We start from the raw sequence: 22238 nt of genomic DNA, 5'->3' as shown, positions 1-22238 counted from the left end.
CGCGTCAGTGACCGCCGCTGGGATAGGGCGTGGTGACGCCCGAGCTGATCATGCCCGGAATGGCCTCTCCGAGCCCCATCAGGATGAACTGGATCGCCAGCGCGCACAGGATCAGGCCCAGCACCCGCACCACGATGGCCAGACCGACATCCCCCAGAATGCGGCTGATCGGTCCGGTCAGGGCGAAGCTGACGAAGGACACCACGCAGGCGGCGGCGATGGCGACCAGGGCCGCGACCGTGCCGGTCGGACCGATCTTCTGGGCCTCGCCCGCCTGGATGATGATGGCCGAGATGGCGCCCGGTCCGATCATCAGGGGGATGGCGAAGGGCACGACCAGCCGCTGGAACCGGCGACGGGCGTAGCCGCGCACATCCTTCAGGTCATTGGCTGCATCCTTGTCGGCGAAGGTGGCGAGGAAGTCCTCGCGGGCCATGTCGAGGCCGAGCAGCAGCAGCAGGATGCCGCCCGCGATGCGGAAGGCGGCCAGCGAGATGCCGAAGAACTGCAGCAGCCCGAGGCCCGTGAACAGGAAGAAGGCCAGGAAGGCCGCCGCGAAGGCGCAGATCAGGGCGGACACCGAAATCCGCTGGCGCAGGGTCGCCCCCGCCGTCGCCGCCGCGAAGATCGGCAGGTTGCCCACCGGATCCAGTAGCGCGAACAGGGTCACGAACAGGTTGACCCCCAGTTCGACCGCGTCCATGTGCTGCCCTCGCCCCCAATTCACTCGATCCGCCATAAGGGCCGACCCGCGCGCGCGCGTCCACCCCCGGCGGGCAAGGAGATCGACGAATGACGCCCGTGCTCACCGACCCGCGCCTGATCGTCGGCCTGGACCTGCCCTCGCTGGACGCCGCCCGGGCCATGGTCGAGCGGCTGGGCGCGACGGTCTCATCCTACAAGATCGGCCTGACCCTGCTCGCCCGCCCCGGCGGCGTCGCCTTCGCCCACGAGCTGAAGGCGGCGGGCAAGATGGTGTTCCAGGACTGGAAGCTGCACGACATCGGCGCCCAGGTCGAAGGCGCGGCCCGCGCGGTGGCCGAGGGCGGCTGCGACCTGCTGACCGTGCATGCCGAGCCGCAGGTCATGAAGGGCGCGGTGAAGGGGCGTGACGCCGCCGGATCAGGCACGAAACTGCTCGCCGTCACGGTGATGACCAGCCTGTCGGACGCGGACCTGACCGAGATCGGCTACGGCTTCGACGCCGCCGCCCTGGTCGAGCGGCGGGTGCGGCAGGCGCTGGAGTGCGGCGTCGACGGCGTGGTCTCCAGCCCGCTGGAAGCCGCCCGGGTGCGCGAGATCGCCATTGAGGCCGGTCGCCCCGACTTCCTGATCGTCACCCCCGGCGTGCGTCCCGAAGGCGCGGACAAGGGCGATCAGCAGCGTGTCGCCACCCCGCGCGCGGCGCTTGAAGCCGGCGCCACCCATCTGGTCGTCGCGCGCCCGGTCGTCGGCGCTGAAAATCCCTTGCTTGCGGCCTCGGCCATCGTCGAGTCGATCAACGGCGTCGGCCTCTAGCGATCAGCCGCGTTCGCCCGGCTCCTGCCGGTACTCCTGCCGCGGCAGGGGACGACGGGAGGGCTGGGCCGGACGCGCGCGCGGACGCGGCGTGACCCGCGCGGGCGGCTCATAGCGCGGCGGCTCGGGCAGGTAGGCGGGCGGATAGGGCGCGCTGGGGCGGTCCCGGTCGCAGCTGCAATCCCGCCGGTCTTCGTAGCGGCGGTCGTCGTAACGGCGATCCTCGTAACGGCGGCCGTCCTCGCTGACCCAGCCGCCTTCGTAGGCTTCGTATTCGCTGTAGCTCTCGCGAACCTCGTAGCGGCTTTCGGCATAGCCCTCGCGACGCTCGCTGTAGCCGTAGCGCCCGCCCCGATCGTAGCCCGCGCCGTCGTAGCGATAGCCGCAGCGCGATGGACGGTAGTCGTCGCGGCCGAAGCCGGTGACCACATAGCCGAACGGCGCCGAAGGGCAGGCGGGGGTCTCCAGGACGCGGTCGTCATAGACGGCCGGACCGCCCGCGTAATAACCGCCGCCGTCCCCGCCGTAGCCACCGCCGACATAGACCGTGCCGCCTCCGGCATAGCCGCCGCGATAGCCGCCGACGTCATAGGTCCGGGCGTTCAGATAGCCGCGCGCCGAAACGCCGGCGGAGGCGTTGGCCTGGCCCGAGGCGTTGACGTTCACATTGATGTTGGTGTTCCCGCCACCGCCGTGCGGCGGCGCCGGCGGGCGGTGACCGCCGCCGCCCCCGCCGTGGCAGCAGGGCGTCGGCGGCTGGGGCTGGTGTCCGCCGCCACCCCGGCGGTCGCCGGCGAAAGCGGGCGAGGCGACGAGGATCAGCAGGGCGGCGCCGGCCGCGGCGGGAAGCATACGCATGTCACGGACTCCGTTTCAGGAGCCGTTATGGCGCTCGCCGCACAGGGCTGGCCCGACCTTGCACCGACAGGGGGAGCGCCGGGTCGCGGTTTCGCCTGTCAGGATGGAAATTAACGCTGTCCGGGATCAGCGGTCGTAGAGATAGACGTCCGGGCCGTCGTCGTACCCGTAGCGTCGACCGTCGACATAGCCCTGCCGCCCCGGGCGGGCGCGGTCGTCATTATAGCCCCACTCATCCCGGTAGCCCTGGTAGGGACGCGGGGCATAGGCCGGTCCCCGGTAGCCGTAGTGGTAACCGGAGCCGTAGCCGCGGTAACGATCATATCCGTACCCGTAGGCCGGACCCCGTCCCGGGACATAGACCCTCGGCCGGGCTTCGTAGCCGTCAGCCCAGCGACCGGTTTCGACGTAGGAGCGCGTCTCGACCTCCGACAGCGGCGAACCGCCGATCGGACGGCCCCAACCGTCCAGATAGACCGGCTGGCCCCAGGAGGGCGCGAAGCCCGAACCGTAGCTCTGGGCCGCGGCGGACCCGCCCCCGGCGAACACGGCGAGGGCGATGAGGGTGGCGAGCGATCTCTGGGTCATCGGGGCGTCTCCTGAACGTCAGGGTTAACGCCGTTCGCCCGGAGGCGTTGCCGCCTCAGAAATCGACCGCGATGCCCTTCTTTTCCCAGTCGCCGAACCGGGTGGGCTCGGGGCCGCGCGGGCCGCCGTGTTCGGTCTCGAGCTCGGCCTTCTCCGACGCGGCGCGACGTTCCGCCGCTTCCAGCAGGGCGCGGCGGGCCACCTCGGTCAGAGGCCGTTCCGGCGTGGCGTGAGGCACATCGGCGTTGAAGACGGGCGCGGTTTCGGGCGTCGTCCCGGGGGCGACTTCGGGGTGTGGGGTGGGATGATCGGTCACAGCATCCTCGCCTTGAGCCAATGCGTTGCAATTCGCAAATTGGGAACGCGGGTTTGTGCCCGCCACCCTGCATCGCTGGATTTCAATGAACCACCTGAAGACCTTCATCCTGCTGGCCGCGCTGACCGCCCTGTTCATGGGGGTCGGCTACATGATCGGCCGCGTGCCCGGCATGCTGATCGCCCTGGCCGTCGCCGGCGGCATGAACATCTTCAGCTACTGGAACGCCGACAAGATCGTGCTGCGGATGTACCGGGCCCAGCCAGTGGACGAGAGCCATCCCAACGCCGTGGTGCGCACCTATGTCGCCGACACCCTGCAGATGGCGCGTGACGCCGGCATGCCGCGACCGATGATCGCCATCATCCCCAACGACCAGCCCAACGCCTTCGCCACCGGCCGCAATCCCCAGAACGCCGCCGTCTGCGCCACCACCGGCCTGCTCGACATGCTGACCCGCGAGGAGATCCGGGGCGTGATGGCGCACGAGCTGGCGCATGTGAAGAACCGCGACACCCTGACCATGACGGTCACCGCCACCATCGCAGGCGCCATCGCGGCGCTGGCTAATTTCGCGCTATTCTTCGGCGGCGGGGACGACCGCGAGCGCCCGGGCGGCCTCATCGGGACCCTGGCCCTGATGATCCTGGCCCCGATGGCCGCCGGTCTGGTGCAGATGGCCATCAGCCGCTCCCGCGAATACGAGGCCGATCGCGTCGGCGCCGAGATCGCCGGCGACCCGAACGCCCTCGCCTCGGCCCTGCAGAAGATCGAGGCCTACGCCAACCGCATCCACAACCCCACCGCCGAGCGCAATCCGGCCTCGGGCCAGCTGTTCATCATCAATCCGCTGGCGGGCAAGGGGGCGGACAACCTGTTCTCGACCCACCCGGCCACCGGCAACCGCGTCCGCGCCCTGATGGATCTGGCGGTGAAGATGGGACGACGCCCGGCCGCCCCGCGCCCGATCGTGGCGGAGCCCGTACTTCAGCCGAGCCCCACGCGGCCGGCGACCACCTCCGTGCCGGTCACCGAAGACACCCCGGCCCGCCGGGGGCCGTGGGGCTGATTCAGGCGGCCGCGGCCAGGGCGGTCAGGACCCCCTTGCCGTAGCGCTCCAGCTTGGACTGGCCGACGCCGGGGATGTGCTCCAGCGCATGCAGGTCGCCCGGCTCGGCGATGGCGATCTCCAGCAGGGTCTTGTCCTGGAAGATGACGTAGGGCGGCACCCGCTGCTCCGCGGCCCGCTCGCGCCGCCAGTTGCGCAGCACCTCGAACCGGGCGCGGATGTCGGCGTCCATGGTCTCCAGCGCGGCGTTCCGGCCGTTGCGGACCCGCTCGCGCGGCGCCGAAACCCGGGCCGGGGTCAGGCGCACCTCGATGACCCGCTCGCCGCGATAGACGGCGCGCACGGCCTCCGGATCGCCGAGCGTGACCAGCGGCTTGCCCTCGTTCGGGTCCTCGACCAGCAGCCCCTCGAACATCAGGTGATCCACCACGTCCCGCCAGGTGTGCTGGGCGGTGTCCGCGCCGATGCCCCAGGTCGACAGGGCTGTTTCCCACGGCTGGACGTCCTTCGTCTTGCCCAGCAGGTGATCCACGATCCGGGTCTTGCCGAAGCGCTCGCCCAGACGCTGGACCGCGGCCAGCGCCTTCTGGGCCAGGACCGTGGCGTCGAACAGGGCCGGCGGATCGCCGCAGATGTCGCAGACGCCGCAGCGGTCGGCGCCGGTCTCGCCGAAATAGCGCCGCACCGTCTGGGGTCGGCAGGTCGCGCCGTCCAGCATGGCGAACAGCTGGCGGACCTTGCGGGTCTGGACCTGTTTGACCTCCTCGGCCATCGGACGGCCGTCGAGGCGTCGCAGGCTCCAGGCGATGTCGGACGGGCCGTACAGGGTGATGCCCTCGGCCGGTTCGCCGTCACGCCCGCCCCGGCCGATCTCCTGCCAGTAGGCCTCCAGCGACCCCGGCGGATCGGCGTGGATAACGAAGCGCACGTCCGCCTTGTCGACCCCCATGCCGAAGGCGATCGTCGCCACCATCACCGCCCCGTCCTCGGCGAGGAAGCGCTCCAGCCGCTTGTCGCGCTCCCGGGCGTCCATCCCGGCGTGATAGGCGATGGCGTTGGTCCCGGCGTCGCGAAGGGCCTGGGCCACCCGCTCGCAGCCGTCGCGGCTGCCGCAATAGACGACGCCGGACTTGCCCCGCCGTTCCCGCACCAGCGCGATTACCGCCGCATCGGCCTTGGCGCGCGAGCCGTTCTCCTTGCGGATCGCCGAAAGCTGCAGGTTCGGACGGGCGAAGCTGTCGACCAGAACCTTGGCGCCCTCCAGCCGCAGGGAGCGGACGATATCCTCCCGCGTCCGGGCGTCGGCGGTGGCGGTGACGGCGATGCGCGGTACGCCGGGGAAGAGCTCGGCCAGCCGACCGAGCGTCCGGTAATCCGGCCGGAAATCATGTCCCCACTGCGAGACACAGTGCGCCTCGTCAATCGCGATAAGGCTCAGGGGCAATTCATGCAGGCGGTCGATCAGATGCGGCTGCGCCAGTCCCTCTGGCGAGACATACAGCAAGTCCAGCTCGCCCGCCCGCGCCGCGCGCCAGATGGCGGAGCGATCGTCCATCGACACACCCGAATCCAGTCTCGCCGCCGAGACACCCTGCTGTTTCAGGGCCTCGACCTGATCGGTCATCAGGGCGATCAGGGGCGAAACCACCAGACCCAGCCCGGGCCGCAGGATGGCGGGCACCTGATAACAGACGGACTTGCCGCCGCCGGTCGGCAGCACCGCCAGCACGTCGCGACCCGCCAGCACCTCGGCGACCACCTCGGACTGAAGGCCCCGGAAGTCGGCATGGCCCCAGACGCGCTCCAGCGTGGCGCGCGCATCGGCCAGGGTCGGAGCGGAAACTGAGTCGGGGAGCATGGGCGGGTTGTGCCCGATCTGTTCCGGGGTGTCACCGGCAGACCGGGTCGGCTAGAGGAGCGGAATGACCACCCTGCTCCATGGCCGCCCCCCGGCGGTGTTCGACCCGCCCGGCGCCGCGACCCAGACTTCGCCCCTGATCCCGGGCGCGACCGCGCTTGAAGGCGTGGCCGAGGGCTCGGTCGACGCCATCATGATCTACGCGCCCCCCGGCGTGCTGGAGCGCCGCTACACGCTCGCGCTGGCCCTCAAGGCGCTGAAGCCAGGCGGGCGGCTGGACGTCATGGCCCCCAAGGACAAGGGCGGCTCGCGCCTGAAGAAGGAGCTGGAAGCGTTCGGCGCCGAGGTCGGCGAAAGCGCCAAGGCGCACCATCGTCGATGCGTGGTGATCAAGGGGGACGGCCTGACCGGTCTGGACGCCGCTATTGAAGCGGGCGCGCCGCGTCTGGTGCCTGGCCTTGAGGCCTGGTCGCAACCGGGCGTCTTCGCCTGGGACCGCATTGATCCGGGCTCCGCCCTGCTGGCCCAGACCCTGCCGACGCTGAAGGGCGCGGGCGCCGACCTCGGCTGCGGCTACGGCGCGCTGGCGACGGTGGCCCTGCGTTCGCCCGCCGTCACCGCCCTGCGGCTCTACGATCTCGACCGCCGGGCCGTGGAGATGGCGCGCAAGAACGTCGAGGACGCCCGCGTCACCATCGAACAGGCCGACGTCCGCACCCTCCCGACCGAGGGCGACCTGGACTTCATCGTGACCAATCCGCCCTTCCACGACGGCGGCGCCGAGGACAAGCGGCTGGGCCAGACCTTCATCCGGCAGGCCGCGGGCATGCTGAAGAAGGGCGGGACCCTGTGGCTGGTCGCCAACCGCCACCTGCCCTACGAGGCCGAACTGAACGAGGCCTTCAAGCGCGTGCGGATGGTTGCAGACACCGGCGGCTACAAGGTCTTCGAGGCGGTGAAGTAGGTGGCCCCCTCAAGTAGTCCGAAAGGCGGTAGGGCATGAAGAAAGTTCCGACCAGCCGTATCGACAAGCTGCTCGGCTCGCTGGGCTACGGCTCGCGGGCGGAGATGGCGCGCATGGGCAAGGCGGGCGGCATCGTGCTGGACGGCGTGGACATCACCGACGTCTCGAAGCGCATACCGGTCACGCCGGACCTGCCGTCGCGCATGGAGATCGACGGCGAGCCGCTGGATCCCCCGCACGGCGTCGTCATCCTGCTGCACAAGCCGCTGGGCATGACCTGTTCGCACAAGGAGGACGGGGCCCTGGTCTATGACGTCCTGCCCGACCGCTGGCGTCGCCGCGACCCCGCCATCTCGACCATCGGCCGGCTCGACAAGGAGACTTCGGGCCTGCTGCTGATGACCGACGACGGCGACCTGCTGCACCGGGTCATCAGCCCGAAGAAGCACGTCGCCAAGGTCTATCGCGCCCGGCTGGCCCGTCCGCTGGACGGCTCGGAAGTCGCCCTGTTCGCCTCGGGCGAGCTGATGCTGGAAGGCGACGACAAGCCGCTGAAGCCCGCCGGTCTGGAAATCCTCTCGCCCACGGAGGCGCGGGTCTCGGTCACCGAAGGTCGCTATCACATGGTCCGGCGGATGTTCGCCGCCGTCGGCAACCACGTCGAGGCCCTCCACCGCGAGCGGCTGGGCGGCCTGTCCCTGCCCGACGACCTGCCCGCGGGCGAATGGCGACTGCTGACCGCGGAAGAGATCGACGCCATCTTCGCGGGATGAGGATCGTGTCTCCGGCGCTACGGCGGCCGGGCGAACCGGCGGAGCGCCCTTGACCCCCGGTCGCGGGGAGCGCACCGCCCTGTCATGACCCGGGCCAAGATCTGCGGACTGACCACCCCCGACACGCTCGACGCGGCCCTGACCGGCGGCGCAGCCTTCGTCGGCGCGGTGGTATTTCCGAAGAGCCCGCGCCACATCGATCCGCTTCACGCCGCGACCCTGTTCGAGCGGGCGCGGAACCGGGCGAAGGTCGTGGCCGTCACCGTCGACGCCGACGACGCCCTGCTGACCGAGATCGCCCTGATCCTGAAGCCGGACCTGATCCAGCTGCACGGCTCCGAGACGCCGGAGCGGGCCGTGCAGGCCCGCACCCTGACCGGCGCCGGGATCATCCGCGCCCTGTCCGTCCGCACCGCTGCCGACATCGACGCCGCATCCGACTGGGAGCCGGTCGTGGATCACCTGATGTTCGACGCCAAACCGCCCGAGGACTCGGCCCTGCCCGGCGGAGTCGGCGCGTCCTTCGACTGGAGCCTGCTGGCCGGACGCGCGTTCGACCGGCCGTGGTTCCTGGCCGGCGGCCTGAACCCGACCAATGTGGCCGAAGCCATCCGCATCACCGGAGCGCCCCTCGTGGACGTGTCCTCTGGCGTGGAAAGCGCGCCGGGTGTTAAGGACCCGACCCTGATCGGCGCCTTCCTGACCGCCCTTCCGACCGATTGATCGCCGTCCGAGACCTCGCCGTGAACGCCATCCTGCCCAACGACTACAGCTTCCCCGACGCGGAGGGCCGCTTCGGCCCCTACGGCGGTCGGTTCGTCGCCGAGACCCTGATGCCGCTCATTCACGAGCTGAACGACGCCTATGAGGCCGCCAAGGCCGACCCGGCGTTCCAGGCCGAGCTGGACAATTTCCTGACCGACTACGTCGGGCGTCCCAGCCCGATGTATCTGGCCGAACGCCTCACCGAGTATCACGGCGGCGCGGACATCTGGTTCAAGCGCGACGAGCTGAACCACACCGGCGCCCACAAGGTGAACAATTGCATGGGCCAGATCCTGCTGGCCATGCGCATGGGCAAGACCCGGATCATCGCCGAGACCGGCGCCGGCCAGCACGGCGTGGCGACCGCCACCGTCTGCGCCCGCTTCGGCCTGAAATGCATCGTCTACATGGGCGCGACCGACGTCGAGCGTCAGGCTCCGAACGTCTTCCGCATGAAGCTGCTGGGCGCCGAGGTGGTGCCGGTGACCTCGGGTCGCGGCACGCTGAAGGACGCCATGAACGAGGCGATGCGGGACTGGGTGACCAATGTCGAGGACACCTACTACCTGATCGGCACCGCCGCCGGGCCGCACCCCTATCCGGCCATGGTGCGCGACTTCCAGTCTGTGATCGGCCGCGAGGCGCGCGCCTCCATGCTGGCCCGCAAGGAAAAGCTGCCGGACGCCTGTGTGGCGGCCATCGGCGGCGGCTCGAACGCCATCGGCCTGTTCTACCCCTTCATCGGTGACGCGGGCGTGCGCCTGATCGGCGTCGAGGCCGCCGGGCGCGGGCTGGACGGCCCCGACCACGCCGCCTCGATCCAGGGCGGCCGACCCGGCGTCCTGCACGGCAACCGCACCTATCTGCTGCAGGATGACGACGGCCAGATCCTCGAGGGTCACTCGATCTCGGCCGGCCTCGACTACCCCGGCATTGGTCCGGAACACGCCTGGCTGAAGGATATCGGCCGCGCCGAGTACCGCGCCGCCACCGACGCCGAGGCGCTGGAAGCCTTCCAGCTATGCTCGAAGCTCGAGGGCATCATTCCGGCGCTGGAGCCCAGCCACGCCCTCGCCCGCGTCGGCGAGATCGCGAAAGAGGTGGGCAAGGGCGGCGATGTCGTGCTGAATATGTGCGGGCGGGGCGACAAGGACATCTTCGCCGTGGCGAAGCATCTGGGCGTGGAGCTCTAGACCATCATGAAGACCCTGACCCTGGCCGCCGCGGCGGTCCTGTTCGCGAGCCCGGTGCTGGCCCAGACCGCCGCCCCCGCCGCGCCGCAGCTGAACGTCGAAATTCCCGAACTGGAGCGGGTCACCGCCGATCCGACCTGCGGCGGCAAGACCGCCCTGGTCGAGCAGCGCGTGTTCTGCGTGACCACCACCCAGGCCGGCATCGGCGCCGTGGTCGACGCCTACAGCGCCGCCTTCAGCACCCAGGGCTGGCTGCCCGCGGGCGGCAGCGAGAACCTGATCATCTATGTGAAGCGCAAGCCCGAAGGCGGCTGTGACGGCTTCCAGATGCTGGCCTTCGCCGACGACACCCGTGTCGCCGCCCCCGCCGCGCCCGCCTGGCTGGCCTTCGCCCCCATCCCGGGCGACGTCTGCGCGGCCCAGCCCGCTGCTCCGGCGGCTCCGGCCCAGTGATGCTGGTCGCCCTGACCCTGGCGGCCGCCCTGTCCGGCCAGGCCGTGCCCGCTCCCGGCCAGACGGCTGGTCAGACGCCCGGAACCGCGCCCTCGGCCGCGGCGTCCGGCGCCGCGCCGTCCCCGGACTGCGGCGGCCTGAGCGCCTCCGTCTCGGGCGGCCTGCCGATGCAGTGCGTGACCGCGCCGCTGGAGCAGATCGGCAGCATGGCCCTGGCCTACGCCGCCGAGGCCCGCCGGCACGGCTGGGTCGTCGTCCGCGGTGACAACAATGTGCTCTGGATGCAGAAGCCGGAGACCTCCGGGACCTGCGAGCGGATGACCGTGATCATCTTCTGGGACACCACCGCGCATCCCGAGCCCGTCGCCGGCGTCCCCGGCTACATCGGCGTCATCACCCAGGCCGGACAGACCTGCGAGCCCCTTCCCAACGCCGCGACCGCCCAATGACCACCCAACGCATCGACGCCCGCTTCTCCGCCCTGAAAGCGGAGGGCCGGGCCGGCTTCGTCGCCTACGTCATGGCCGGCGACCCCTCCCGTGACGAATCGCTCGAGATCCTGCGAGGCCTCCCGGCCGCCGGGGCCGACATCATCGAACTGGGCTTCCCCTTCTCGGACCCCATGGCCGAGGGCCCGCCGATCCAGCGCGCGGCCCTGCGCGGCCTGAAGGCCGGCCTGACCCTGAAGGGCACGCTGGAACTGGCCAAGGCCTTCCGCGACGGCGATGCCGACACCCCGCTGATCCTGATGGGCTATCTGAACCCGCTGGAAACGTACGGCTACGAGGCCTTCGCCCGTGACGCGGCGGCCAGCGGCGTCGACGGCCTGATCATCGTCGACTGCCCGCCGGAGGAGGCCGGCCCCCTGACCGACGCCCTGGACGTCCATTCGGTGTCGCTGATCCGCCTCGCCACCCCGACCTCGGACGATGCCCGCCTGAAGGTCATCGCCGAGCGCACCTCCGGCTTCGTCTACTACGTCTCCGTCGCCGGCGTGACCGGCGTCAAGGAAGCCCAGGCCGGATCGGTCGCCCCGGCCGTCGAGCGTGTCCGCAAGGCCTCGGGCCTGCCCGTCGCCGTCGGCTTCGGCATCAAGACGCCCGAACGGGCCGCCGAGGTGGCGCGGGTGTCCGACGCCGTCGTCGCCGGCTCTGTGCTGGTGGACGAAGTGGCCGCCGCCCTGGAAGCGAACGAACCCGCCGCCCCGCGCGTTCTGGCCAAGGTGCGCAGCCTCGCCGACGCCGTGAAGGGTGCGCGCGCGACAGAAACCGTCTAAAGCGCCCGAATGGTCGACAAGAACAAACCCCAGCAGGAGAAGCGCGGCGGCTGGCTGTCCCGCTTCGCGCCCGGCGTCCGCAAGATCGTCAGCCGTCGGGACACGCCCGACAATCTCTGGGTCAAGGACCCGGACAGCGGCGAAATGCTGTACCGCTCGGACCTTGAGAATGCCCTGTGGGTGACGCCGTCCGGCCGTCACATGCGGATCGACGCCCCGACGCGTCTGCGTTTCACCTTCGACGACGGCCGGTATGAGTCGATCGACACGCCGGACGTGCCGGAAGACCCGCTGAAATTCTCGGACGGCAAGCCGTACAAGGACCGCCTGAACGCCGCCCGCAAGAGCGCCGGCCGCAAGGACACCATGGCCATCGGCTTCGGCGCCGTCGGCGGCGCAAACGCCGTGGTCATCGTCCAGGACTTCACCTTCATGGGCGGTTCGCTGGGCATGGCCGCGGGCGAGGCCTTCATCGCCGCCGCCCGCGAGGCCGTGAAGCGCGGCGTTCCGCTGGTCTGCTACACCGCCGCCGGCGGCGCCCGCATGCAGGAAGGCGCCCTCAGCCTGATGCAGATGGCCCGCACGACCCTGGCCATCCAGGAACTGAAGGCCGCCCAACTGCCCTTCGTCGTGGTCCTGACCGATCCGACCACGGGCGGCGTCACCGCCAGCTACGCCATGCTGGGCGACGTGCATCTGGCCGAGCCGGGCGCCCTGATCGGCTTCGCCGGTCCGCGCGTCATCGAGGCGACCATCCGCGAAAAGCTGCCGCCGGGCTTCCAGCGCGCCGAGTATCTCCAGGAAAAGGGCATGGTCGACAAGGTCGTCGCCCGTGGCGACCTGCCGGAGGTTCTGGGCCAGATCCTGTCGATGCTGATGGGCGGGACGCGCCGGGCCGCGTAAAAGCCCCGGCATGGACCCAATCTCCGAACGCCTTCGCGCACGGCATCCCCAGCGCATCGATCTGTCTCTCGGGCGGATGAAGGCCCTGTGCGCGGCGCTGGGCGATCCCCAGCACCGTCTGCCGCCGGTGATCCATGTCGCGGGCACCAACGGCAAGGGTTCGACCGTCGCCCTGCTGCGCGCCATCGCCGAGGCGGCGGGGCTGAAGGTCCACGTCTACACCTCGCCCCATCTGGTCCGCTTCAACGAGCGCATCCGGCTGGCGGGCGAATTGATCACCGACGAGGCCCTGAACGCGATCCTCGACCGGATCGAGTCCATCTCCGGCGAGGCCACCGTGTTCGAAAGCACCACGGCCGCCGCCTTCGTCGCCATGAGCGAGACCCCGGCCGACCTGGCGATCATCGAGGTGGGTCTGGGCGGTGTTCTGGACGCCACCAATGTAATCGAGCGCCCGCTGCTCAGCCTGATCACCCCCGTCGACCTCGACCATGCGGAGTTTCTGGGCACGTCCCTGCGCGGCATCGCGGTGGAGAAGGCCGGGATCCTGAAGCCCGGCGCCCGCGGGTTCATCGCCCGGCAGGCCCGGGAGGCGATGGAGGCCATCGAGATCGCCGCCCACGCCGTGGACGCGCCCCTGACCGTTATGGGGGTGGATTTCGACGCCTGGGGCGAGCGCGGCGGTCTGGCCTGGCAGGATCAGGAACGCTTCCTCGACCTCCCCGCCCCCGCTCTTCCCGGCGCGCACCAGATCGACAACGCCGGTCTGGCCGTCGCTGCGGCCCTTGAGCTGGATCTGCCAGAGGCGGCCATCGCCGAGGGTCTGAAGACTGTCCGCTGGCCCGCGCGCATGCAGCGACTGACCGCCGGCCCCTATGCCGAGGCCGCGAAGGCGGCGGACGCCGAACTGTGGCTGGACGGCGGGCATAACCCCCATGCCGCGCGGGCCCTGGCGGCCACGCTCGCGTCCCGACAGGCCAGCGCCCCACGTCCGACGGCCCTCATTGTCGGCATGCTGGGCAACAAGGATGCAGGCGGCTTCTTCGAGGCCCTGAAGGCGTCGGACGCCACCGTCTTCACCGTCGGCTTCGAGGGGGCAGCCGCCGATCCGGACGCCCTCGCGGCGGTCGCGCGCGGTCACGGGCTGGCGGCGACAGTCTCCGGCACGGTGGAGCGCGCGCTGGAACACGCCCTGCGTCTGGGCGCCGGGCGGGTCGTCATCTGCGGTTCGCTGTATCTGGCCGGCGAGGTTCTGGGCGCGGCGCCCGAGACCTGGCCGACCTGAGGCGGATCAGCCGGCGTCGGGCATCCGCACGCGCTGGCTGTCGCGCATGAACTCGCGGGTCTGGGCGTCCTGCTGACCCTGACGCGGTACGTCGCGGCAGATGCGGGTGCGACGGTTCGACCCGATCACCGTTTCGAAGCGACAGACCCGCCGCGTTTCCGCCTCGGGCGTTTCCGCCTGCGCCGTCACCGTAGGCAGGGTGGTCGCCGGCGCCGGCTCCTGCTGCGTCGCTGGAGCGGCCTGCTGCGGCCCGAACATCAGGGCGAGGACGGCGAACGAGATCGTGATCATCACTGGGAATCCACAGCCGGAAACAGGGAAAGGGTGAGCCTACCGCCGCCGCGGCGGAGCGGGCAAGGTCAGCTGTTCGGACCGGTCGGGGTCGACGCGGCGCCCTCATCCGGGAACCGGACCCGCTGGGTGGCGCGCAGGAAATCGCGCGTCTGCTCGTCCTGGAAGCCCTGCCGCGGCACGGTGCGGCAGACCCGCTGCTGGAGATTGGAGCCGGTGGCGCGCTCGAAGCGGCAGACGCGGCGCTCGTTGGGCTCTCCCGCGCGGGCGGCTTCGGCCGGCGCCGGGGCGGCGGAAATGACGGACACGGCCTGTCCGCCTGACAGGGCTACAGTCGCGGACAGCAGGGCGATCAGCATGGTGGGTCTCTCCGGGGAGGATTGGACCCGCCCAGAAGAACACCGATCGCCCTGAACCGCAAATTCCGGTTGAACCGGACCCGGAGCGGTTGTCAGCCGTTCGCGGCGATGCCGCTCTCAGCCAGCCACTCGACGATCTTGCCCTTGGGCATGGCGCCGACCTTCATCGAGGCCATCTGGCCGTCCTTGAACAGCATCAGCGTCGGAATGCCCTTCACGCCCAGCTTGGACGGGACCATCGGGCTGTCGTCGATGTTGACCTTGGCGATCGTCACCTGACCGTTCAGTTCGTCGGCGATCTGTTCCAGCGCCGGTCCGATCTGCTTGCAGGGGCCGCACCACTCAGCCCAGAAATCAACCAGGACCGGCTGGGACGCCTTCAGGACGTCGGTTTCGAAACTGTCGTCGGTGACCTTGACGGTGGCCATGGGGGTTGTCTCCTGGCGGCCCGCGCGGGGCCGCATCATACAAAATCAGCCGGCGACCCTAGGGTGATTCCGGCCCGTTGCAGCGGATGTGGGATGTCCCGCGCATCAAATCAACGTCCCTGTTCAGCCAGGGCCGCGTCCATCAACGCCCCCGGGACCGGCATCAGGGCGGGCCCGTCCGTCCACACCAACGCGGCTTCGACGGCGCGGTCGGGATAGAGCTGTCCCAGAATAGAGACATAGATCGCCAGCTGCAACACATAGGCCGGGTCCGCGTCCTCGATCCGCGCGGGCGCCGGGCGGTTGGTCTTGTAGTCGACGACGAAAACCCGATCCGGCGTGATCACCAGTCGGTCCATCCGCCCGGAGATGGCGGCCCCGTTCACCTGACCGGTCAGCGCGACCTCGGGCCGGGAGCCGGGGCCGAACACCGGGGCGAAGCGGTCATCCGCCAGCACCTCCAGCGCCGCCCCGATCATCTCGGATCGCTGCACCTCATCGAGGTCTCGCTCTCGGGACAGAAGCCGTTCCGCGACCCGGGGACGGTCCTCCACAGCGATATCCGGCAGCCGCTCCAGAAGCCGGTGGATCAGGTCGCCGCGCCGGAACCGGCCCAGCGTCCCGCCCGGCCCGGTCCGGGCCAGCGGCGAGGGCGCGGGCGCCCCGTCCAGCCCGCTCATCCGCGACGGCGACAGGACCCGGCCGACCGTCTCCTCTTCCGCCCCCCGCAACAGCCAGCGGGGCGCCGCGACCTCGGTCTTCGCCGCCGTCACGACACGGGGGTGAGTCGTCGGATCGGCGCCGTAACGACGGATCAGGCCATGCGGCCCCTCGATCTCGCGGACCCCGCCGCCGAGCGCCTTCACCGCCTCGTCCAGCGGACCCCACCAGGCGCGGATATTCTCCAGCTTTGCACGGGCGTTATATCTGCCGCCCACAATCAGCCGGTCCCGCGCCCGCGTCAGCCCGACGTAGAGCAGGCGGAGGGACTCCTCCTCATTGCGCCGCTTGCGGGCCTCGCGCGCGGCGGCGGAGGCCTCGCAATCCGCCCTGGCCGAGCCGGACCACAGGAAGCCGCCGCCCTCGACCTCCAGCAGGGCGTCGCCCTGGGGTTCGCTGAAGATGGTGTCCGGCAGGATGACGATGGGCGCCTCAAGCCCCTTGGACGAGTGGGTGGTCATGACCCGCACCTCGCCGCGCGGCTCGTCCATCTCACGCTTCACCGTCTGGGTCAGGGTCGACAGGCCGTGGCAGAACCGTTCCAGATCCAGCACGCCGCGAATCTCGGCCGCCTGGGCCTGATCGAGGAAGGCGTCGATGGCGTCGCCCGCCTCGCCGCCCAGACGGGTCAGGAAGCGCTGGCGGATGGTCAGGCCGCGCACATCGACCCGGTTCAGCAGGCCCGCATAAAGGTCGAACGGGGTGCGGTCCCGCGCCGCTGCCCGGAAGCCGGCGATCAGGGCGACCGCCTCGCGCGCATCAGGCTCCGTCTCCGCACGCGCCCGCAGGGCTCGCCAGAGCGAGGTCTTCCGACCTTGGGCGGTCTCATACAGGCCGTCTTCCGATACATCACACAGGGGGCTGCGCAGAACCCCGGCGAGGGTCAGGTCGTCCTCGGGGAACAGGGCCACCCGGCCCAGCGCCAGCAGGTCCTGAAACACGGCATGCTCCGACAGCTTCAGCCGATCTGCGCCCGCCACCGGGACACCGCCCTGCTTGAGCGCCCGCAGGATTTCCTCAAACATGGGGCCGCGCTTCTTGACCAGGATCAGGACGTCGCCCCAGTCGGCCGCGCGCCACTGGCGTGTCTCCTTGTCGTGGACGCCCTCATTGCCGCGCACGAGCGCCTTCACCTCGGCCACGATCCGGTCCGCGACCCGTCGGCGGGCGCCGCGGGTCTGGCCAGCGTCCATGGGTTCGTCCCAGGCGCGACGCTCCTCGGTCACGTCCTCCTGTTCCGCCTCCCAGATGTCGATGGTCCCCGGGCCGTCGTCTCGCGCCGCGACGTGCTCGATCCGGGCGTCCACCCGGTCCCCGATCAGTCCCCGGCCGGGGCTCAGCGCCTGCGCGCGTCCGGCGTCGAAGAAGACCTTGTCGACGAAGGCCAGAACCTCGGGCGTCGAGCGCCAGGATTGCAGCAGTTGCACGTCCTCGAAGCGCCGCCCCACGCCCTCGATCAACCGGCGATAGCTCTGGCTCTCGAACAACAGCCGCTCCGGAGCCGCGCCCTGGAAGGAGAAGATCGACTGCTTCTCGTCGCCGACGACGAACAGGGTCCGCTCGACGGCCCTCTCGCGAGAGCCCTCGCCCCGGAAGAACTCGTCGGTCAGCGCGCGCACGATGCCCCACTGCTCGGGCGAGGTGTCCTGCGCCTCATCGACCAGGATGTGATCCACGCCGCCGTCCAGCTTGAACAGGACCCAGGCTGCGCCGGTCTCCTGATCCGTCAGCAGCTTCAGCGCCGCGCTGATCAGGTCGGCGAAGTCCAGGGCGCCGCGCGCGGCCTTGGCCGCCTCGTACTCGGCCGCATAGGCCCCCGCCAGCGTCACAGCGTACAGGGTGTCCCGGCCGACCCGGCACGCCTTCGCCCGCCCGATGGCCTCGACCAGTCGCTCCTGCTCGCCCGCCAGCCATTCGACGGCGGCCGGATCCACGGCCTTGGTCGCCATCTTCGCGCGCGGACCGCCCTCGCCGTCCGCCGTGAAGAAGAGGCGTTTCACCGCCTGCACGGGGGCCTCGCCGGCGCGGATGGCCTCGGTCACGGCCTGGAATTTCAGCCCCATGGGCCGGTCGGTCTTCTCATTGCCGCCCGCCAGCGCCCCGGCGGCGGCGAACCAGTTATCGAGGTCCAGCGCGGGCGGGGTGACGGCGGCCAGCTCGACCGCATCCGGGTCTTCCAGCCGCTCGATCCCGACCAGATCGGCGATCCGCTGCATCAGGGTCGGCGGGCCGCCGTCGGCCGCGACCCAGGCGGCCATGGCCGCGCGCTTCTCCTCGAAGCGGACAAACATGGCCTCGAAGGCCTGAAAATCGAGCCGCCCGGCCATGGTCTCATAGGCGTCCGACAGGCCCGGATCACCGGCCAGCGAGCGCTCCGCCACCCTGTCCCGCGCCTGTGACCGGATAGCTTCGGCCTCGATGTCATCGACGACGCGGAACAGCGGCGACACGCCCGCCTCAATCGGGAAGCGGCGCAGCAGCTGTTCGCAGAAGGCGTGGATGGTCTGGATCTTCAGCCCGCCCGGCGTCTCAAGCGCCCGGGCGAACAGGGTGCGGGCCTCGGACAACGTCGCCTCGTCGTAAGAGGCGGGGTCGCGCTGCTCGAGCTTGCCCAACTCCTCCCGCAGCGGGCCGTCGGCGGCGACCGCCCATTTACCCAGCCGCTCATAGAGGCGGCGCTGCATCTCGGCGGCGGCGGCCTTGGTGAAGGTCAGGCACAGGACGGCGTCCGGGCGCGAGCCGCCCAACAGCAGCCGGGCCACGCGCGACACCAGCGTCGTCGTCTTGCCCGACCCGGCGTTGGCCATGACGAAGGCGTTGACGGTCGGGTCGGCGGCCAAAGCCTGGGGATTCGGGGCCTGGGGATCATGAATGGTCACGCCTCGCCCTCCCCTTCGCCGGCCGTGGACCATTCGGCCACCCGCGCCAGATGGTCGTAGTCGGACACCGCTCGCGAAGCGAAGGCCGGGGCCGTGCGCGAGGCATACCCCCGCACCAGCCTTGAGTAATCCCGCACCCGCTCGACAAGTCCCGCCAGTGCGGCATCCGTGGTCGCCGCCGCGCCGATCTCTCCGCCACGCTCCTCCAGCCGGGCTGGGGGACTTCGTCCCGTAACAGAGACATAAAGCAATTCAGCAGGCTCTCCCTGTCCCTCTGCCCCAAAGGCGCCTGCGCGCGCCATGGCGGCGGTGAGGGGTAGTTGGGATGAGAAGCCGGTTTCGACCTGTTTGGCGCTGGGCGCGGAGCCGGTCTTGAAGTCGATCACCGACAGCCTGCCGTCGCGCACCTCGATCCGGTCGGCCTTGGCGGTCAGGGTGAAGGTCCGACCGTCGATCGGGATCGCCCACTCGGCCTTGCGCTCCTGCAGGATGCGCGGGTTACCGGCGCGACGCTCCGCTTCCCAGTCCGTCACCCAGATCCCGGCGTTGCGGCCCAGCACGGCCTCGCGGGCCAGGGCGCTTTCAGGCAGGCCAGCCTTCAGCAGCTCGTCCTGATAGAGGGCGGCGAACCGTTCGGGGCCATTCGCCGCGCCCTTTTCCGCCCACTCGGCCCCGAAGGCGTCGAGCGCCGCGTGGATGGCGGTGCCCCGGATGCGGGCGTCGACCCGTTCGTCCGGCCGGGCCATCTGGAACAGCTTCAGGATGAAGCGGGCATAGGTGGCGTAGGGATCACGCACCCATTCCTCGACCCGTGTCACCGACATCCGCATGGGACGCACCTCGACGGGCGGCGCGGGCGCAGGGCGCGTGGCGGGTTTCAGCGAAGGCGGCGGCGATGGATCGGGCGCATCCAGCGCGCGCGCCCAGCCTTCGACCTCCGGCAGCCCCGGCAAGGTCAGGGCCGCGCCGCGCACGAGTGTCTCCAGTCGCCACAGCCAGCGCGACCGCACGGAGGGCTGCCCCCCGCGCCGCTCGGCATGCAGCAGGATGACCTCCGGCGCACAGGCCGCCTGGGCGAAGTCGTGCGCGGACAGGCCGACGCGCCGCTCCGGCGACGGCAGCCCCAATGTCTCGCGCATGGGACGTGACAGGAAGGGGTCCGCCGACCCGCCCCGCGGCCAGACCCCCTCCTCCAGCCCCGCCAGAATGATCCGGTCCGCCCGGACCAGTCGCGCCTCGATAGCGCCGAGGATGCGCAGGCGCGGGTGGACGTCGCCACCGGTGCGCACGACCTCTTGTTCCATCAGGCGCGACAGCAGGTCGGCGAAGACCTTGCCGTCCATGGGCGTCGAAGCCGCGCCGTCCTCGATCAGCCCGGCCAGCAGCCGTGCCGCCGCCTCGCCCTCGGCCCCGCGCCAGGCCTGCCCCTCCCCGCCCGCCAGCGCTTCGACCACCGTGGTCAACAGGCGGGCCGAAACCTCGACCCCGCGCGGCGTCTCCGCCCCCGCGAGGAAGGGCGAAAGCAGGTCTTCAAGCCGCGCCAGCAGCGCGCGCCCCAGCGGGATGCGTTCCAGATCGCGCTCACTCGGCGGCCGCTCCGGTTCGCCCTTTTCCGAAACGTCCAGCCGTCGGCCGACGGCGGCGAAGTCGGTCGGGTGCGGCCCGCGCAGGCCGTACTGCTCCAGGGCCTCGCGCCCGGCCAGGAGGTCGTCGGGCTCCAGCCCCAGCGTCGTGAGCGGATGTTTGAGCAGGGCCAGCAGGCCCACGGCCCCGAACCCTTCCCCCGCCAATTCGGCGGTCAGGCCCAGAAGCACCCCCGTCGGCGTCCCCGACAGCGGGGTCCCGGCCGAGGAGTCCGCGCCCAGTCCCCAGCGCTTCAGGCGCGCCTGCACCCGGCGGGCGATCTGGGCGTCGGGGGTCACCAGGGCGCAGGTCTTGCCCGGCGTCTCCACCGCCTCACGCATCAGCACGGCGGCCAGGGCGGCGGTCGCCTCCTCGGTGCGGCCGGTGAGGACGGACAGGCCGTTCAGGCCCGCGCCGATCGGATCGGCGCCGCCCGCCTGCATGGCGTCGATGGTCTTGCGCCAGTCGGCGGTCGAGCGGGGCGGCTTCAGCGCCTCGGCGATCAGGTGACGGCGGGCGCGCCCGGCGGCGGCCTGTTCGGCACTCTCCTTTGCGGGCCACAGGCCGACGTCGGCGCGATCGATGCCGTGGCGGCCCAGCAAGGCTTTCAACGCACCCTGCGGATGCTGGTCCGCGACCTCGGTCCAGGCGCCGGCGTCCAGATCAAAGTCCAGACCGGGCAGTACGACACAGCCCTGCGGCGCGCGGGACACCGCGCCCAGCACGGCGGCGGCGGCCGGGACGGTTCCGGTCGAACCGGCGGCGATGACCGGATAGGCCGGCGGCTGGTCGGTCCAGCTTTTGGCCAGTCGGCGCAGGAGACGCACCCGCCGTTCCTGCGGGTCGATCAGGCCCAGCGCCTTCAGCCGCTCGGGCCAGGCCTCGACGGCGATCGTCAGGAAGGCGGCGGAGTCCTGCCAGTGCTGGGCCAGATCGCCTTCGATCAGGGTTTTCACACGTCCCGGATCCGTGACTTCCTCGATCTGGCAGGAGTCCATGAACCCGGCCAGCGCCTCGGCCATCTCGAGAGCGCGGATCGGCGTCAGCACCTCCCGGTGATGCTTCACGATCATCTGCGCCAATTCGAACCGCCGTTGCAGGGTCGAGATCGCGGGCGGCAGGTCCACTTCGAGGTCGCCCGGCGCGAACGGCGGCTCGTCCTCCTCCAGATCGCCCAGCGGACGGACCTGCGGCAGCAGCAGGGTCCGCCCCTTTGATTGCGCGGACAGGGCATCGGTAAAGGCGCGTGCGGCGCGCCTGTTCGGCAGCAGGATGACCGCGTCCGACAGGGCCTCGGGCGGATGGTCGCCCATCCAGTCCAGCACTCCGGCGGCCAGATCCTCAAGGAAAGGCCGATGAGCCTCCACCGCGTACCAGCGCGGCCCCGCTCCGGAAAAGGGATCGAACCGGCTCATGCGCCGGACAGCTTCGCCTCGGCCTCGTCGCGGGCCTGCGGATCGCCGACGTGCATCCAGTCGCCGTCCAGCACCACGCCGTACAGACGGCCCGCCGCCGCGGACCGGCGCCAGAAATGGCTGAGCGAGAAGGGCCCGTCGGGTCCGTCCGCCACATAGTCGGGCCGGCAGATATGCACGCCCATGTAGGCGTAGGGCGCCGAGGCGGCCTCGCCCCGGAAGGTCAGTCGCCCGTCGTCGGCGAGGAAGAAGTCGCCATCGCCCTCGAAGCCGATCGACCCTTCGCGTCGCGCGAGAAGAAGCGCCGCATCCATGATTGACGGATTCCACAGCCGCGCGAGTTGATTCAGGGCGTCGCCACGATCAACCCAGACGCTGTCGATATTGGCCACGAAGACCGGATCACCCCCCAGCAGCGGCGCCGCCTTCTTCAGCCCGCCGCCCGTCTCCAGCAGGGTTTCCCGCTCATCCGAGATCACAATCGCCGGTCCCCGGTCGCGCGCCGCGAGGTGGCTTTCAAGCCGATCCGCAAACCAGTGGACGTTGACGACGGCCTTCTCCACCCCCGCAGCGGCCAGCCGATCCAGCACATGGTCGATCAGGGCCCGCCCGCCGACCTCGACCAGGGCCTTGGGCCGGTCATTGGTCAGGGGCCGCATCCGGGTGCCCAGACCCGCCGCCAGCACCATCGCGGTCTTCGGCGC

General features: G+C 70.7%; 22 protein-coding genes. 11 read left to right on the top strand and 11 right to left on the bottom strand.

Annotation, left to right across the window (positions count from 1 at the left end; genetic code table 11):
* Positions 1 to 4: 4 nt before the first annotated feature.
* Positions 5 to 703, bottom strand: coding sequence for a MarC family protein (locus tag VGE03_RS15850; RefSeq protein ID WP_331047439.1), 699 nt, complete (start codon positions 701 to 703; stop codon positions 5 to 7).
* A gap of 98 nt (positions 704 to 801) precedes the next feature.
* Here VGE03_RS15850 and pyrF point away from each other — a divergent pair, with 98 nt between their 5' ends.
* Positions 802 to 1518 carry an orotidine-5'-phosphate decarboxylase gene (gene pyrF, locus VGE03_RS15845; protein ID WP_331047458.1) on the top strand — a complete coding sequence of 239 codons (717 nt, stop codon included), beginning with the start codon at positions 802 to 804 and terminating at the stop codon, positions 1516 to 1518.
* Positions 1519 to 1521: 3 nt separating this feature from the next.
* Here the strand turns inward: pyrF and VGE03_RS15840 are convergent, their stop codons facing one another.
* The 3 genes from VGE03_RS15840 to VGE03_RS15830 all read right to left on the bottom strand — a co-directional run bounded on the left by VGE03_RS15840 (position 1522) and on the right by VGE03_RS15830 (position 3280).
* Positions 1522 to 2376 (bottom strand): hypothetical protein, encoded by an 855-nt coding sequence (locus VGE03_RS15840; RefSeq protein ID WP_331047438.1) that lies wholly within the window; start codon positions 2374 to 2376, stop codon positions 1522 to 1524.
* 126 nt (positions 2377 to 2502) lie between these two features.
* Positions 2503 to 2964 carry a hypothetical protein gene (locus tag VGE03_RS15835; protein ID WP_331047437.1) on the bottom strand — a complete coding sequence of 154 codons (462 nt, stop codon included), beginning with the start codon at positions 2962 to 2964 and terminating at the stop codon, positions 2503 to 2505.
* Positions 2965 to 3019: 55 nt separating this feature from the next.
* Entirely contained in the window at positions 3020 to 3280 is a 261-nt protein-coding gene (locus VGE03_RS15830; protein ID WP_331047436.1) for a DUF1674 domain-containing protein, read from the bottom strand.
* Positions 3281 to 3365: 85 nt separating this feature from the next.
* On the opposite strand from VGE03_RS15830, the gene htpX reads away from it, so the two are divergent.
* Entirely contained in the window at positions 3366 to 4349 is a 984-nt protein-coding gene (htpX, locus tag VGE03_RS15825; protein WP_331047435.1) for a zinc metalloprotease HtpX, read from the top strand.
* 1 nt (position 4350) lies between these two features.
* Here htpX and recQ read toward each other — a convergent pair whose 3' ends face one another.
* The gene (recQ, locus tag VGE03_RS15820) at positions 4351 to 6207 is read right to left on the bottom strand and encodes a DNA helicase RecQ (RefSeq protein WP_331047434.1); all 1857 of its coding nucleotides are present in this window, start codon (positions 6205 to 6207) and stop codon (positions 4351 to 4353) included.
* Between the two features lie 64 nt (positions 6208 to 6271).
* Between recQ and VGE03_RS15815 the strand changes: the two genes are divergently transcribed.
* From VGE03_RS15815 to VGE03_RS15775, 9 genes are all read left to right on the top strand, one after another.
* The gene (locus VGE03_RS15815) at positions 6272 to 7171 is read left to right on the top strand and encodes a class I SAM-dependent methyltransferase (protein WP_331047433.1); all 900 of its coding nucleotides are present in this window, start codon (positions 6272 to 6274) and stop codon (positions 7169 to 7171) included.
* A gap of 35 nt (positions 7172 to 7206) precedes the next feature.
* The gene (locus VGE03_RS15810; protein ID WP_331047432.1) at positions 7207 to 7944 is read left to right on the top strand and encodes a 16S rRNA pseudouridine(516) synthase; all 738 of its coding nucleotides are present in this window, start codon (positions 7207 to 7209) and stop codon (positions 7942 to 7944) included.
* Between the two features lie 84 nt (positions 7945 to 8028).
* A complete protein-coding gene (locus tag VGE03_RS15805; RefSeq protein ID WP_331047431.1) occupies positions 8029 to 8667 on the top strand; it encodes a phosphoribosylanthranilate isomerase in 639 nt (212 codons plus the stop codon).
* 20 nt (positions 8668 to 8687) lie between these two features.
* The gene (trpB, locus tag VGE03_RS15800; protein WP_331047430.1) at positions 8688 to 9902 is read left to right on the top strand and encodes a tryptophan synthase subunit beta; all 1215 of its coding nucleotides are present in this window, start codon (positions 8688 to 8690) and stop codon (positions 9900 to 9902) included.
* Between the two features lie 6 nt (positions 9903 to 9908).
* A complete protein-coding gene (locus VGE03_RS15795) occupies positions 9909 to 10355 on the top strand; it encodes a hypothetical protein (protein WP_331047429.1) in 447 nt (148 codons plus the stop codon).
* Positions 10355 to 10804: a hypothetical protein gene (locus VGE03_RS15790; protein WP_331047428.1), complete on the top strand. Its 450-nt coding sequence runs from the start codon at positions 10355 to 10357 to the stop codon at positions 10802 to 10804. Before VGE03_RS15795 ends, VGE03_RS15790 begins: the two co-directional genes overlap by 1 nt.
* Positions 10801 to 11631, top strand: a complete 831-nt coding sequence (gene trpA / locus VGE03_RS15785) for a tryptophan synthase subunit alpha (protein WP_331047427.1) — start codon at positions 10801 to 10803, stop codon at positions 11629 to 11631. The genes VGE03_RS15790 and trpA overlap by 4 nt, the downstream gene beginning before the upstream one ends.
* 9 nt (positions 11632 to 11640) lie before the next feature.
* Positions 11641 to 12534, top strand: coding sequence for an acetyl-CoA carboxylase carboxyltransferase subunit beta (locus VGE03_RS15780; protein ID WP_331047426.1), 894 nt, complete (start codon positions 11641 to 11643; stop codon positions 12532 to 12534).
* A gap of 10 nt (positions 12535 to 12544) precedes the next feature.
* On the top strand, positions 12545 to 13819 hold the full coding sequence (locus VGE03_RS15775) for a folylpolyglutamate synthase/dihydrofolate synthase family protein (protein WP_331047425.1): 1275 nt from the start codon (positions 12545 to 12547) through the stop codon (positions 13817 to 13819).
* Between the two features lie 6 nt (positions 13820 to 13825).
* Here VGE03_RS15775 and VGE03_RS15770 read toward each other — a convergent pair whose 3' ends face one another.
* The 6 genes from VGE03_RS15770 to murU all read right to left on the bottom strand — a co-directional run bounded on the left by VGE03_RS15770 (position 13826) and on the right by murU (position 22223).
* The gene (locus tag VGE03_RS15770) at positions 13826 to 14110 is read right to left on the bottom strand and encodes a hypothetical protein (RefSeq protein WP_331047424.1); all 285 of its coding nucleotides are present in this window, start codon (positions 14108 to 14110) and stop codon (positions 13826 to 13828) included.
* A gap of 68 nt (positions 14111 to 14178) precedes the next feature.
* Positions 14179 to 14469 carry a hypothetical protein gene (locus tag VGE03_RS15765; RefSeq protein WP_331047423.1) on the bottom strand — a complete coding sequence of 97 codons (291 nt, stop codon included), beginning with the start codon at positions 14467 to 14469 and terminating at the stop codon, positions 14179 to 14181.
* Positions 14470 to 14561: 92 nt separating this feature from the next.
* Positions 14562 to 14897, bottom strand: a complete 336-nt coding sequence (gene trxA / locus VGE03_RS15760; protein ID WP_331047422.1) for a thioredoxin — start codon at positions 14895 to 14897, stop codon at positions 14562 to 14564.
* A gap of 110 nt (positions 14898 to 15007) precedes the next feature.
* A complete protein-coding gene (gene addA, locus VGE03_RS15755) occupies positions 15008 to 18496 on the bottom strand; it encodes a double-strand break repair helicase AddA (protein WP_331047421.1) in 3489 nt (1162 codons plus the stop codon).
* Entirely contained in the window at positions 18493 to 21534 is a 3042-nt protein-coding gene (addB, locus tag VGE03_RS15750) for a double-strand break repair protein AddB (RefSeq protein WP_331047420.1), read from the bottom strand. Before addB ends, addA begins: the two co-directional genes overlap by 4 nt.
* Positions 21531 to 22223, bottom strand: coding sequence for an N-acetylmuramate alpha-1-phosphate uridylyltransferase MurU (gene murU / locus VGE03_RS15745; RefSeq protein WP_331047457.1), 693 nt, complete (start codon positions 22221 to 22223; stop codon positions 21531 to 21533). The genes addB and murU overlap by 4 nt, the downstream gene beginning before the upstream one ends.
* Positions 22224 to 22238: the final 15 nt, after the last annotated feature.

It is taken from the genome of Brevundimonas sp. (genome assembly GCF_036400995.1).
In the GTDB taxonomy this organism is placed as follows: Bacteria; Pseudomonadota; Alphaproteobacteria; order Caulobacterales; family Caulobacteraceae; genus Brevundimonas.
This window is presented reverse-complemented; position numbering and strand designations above follow the sequence as displayed.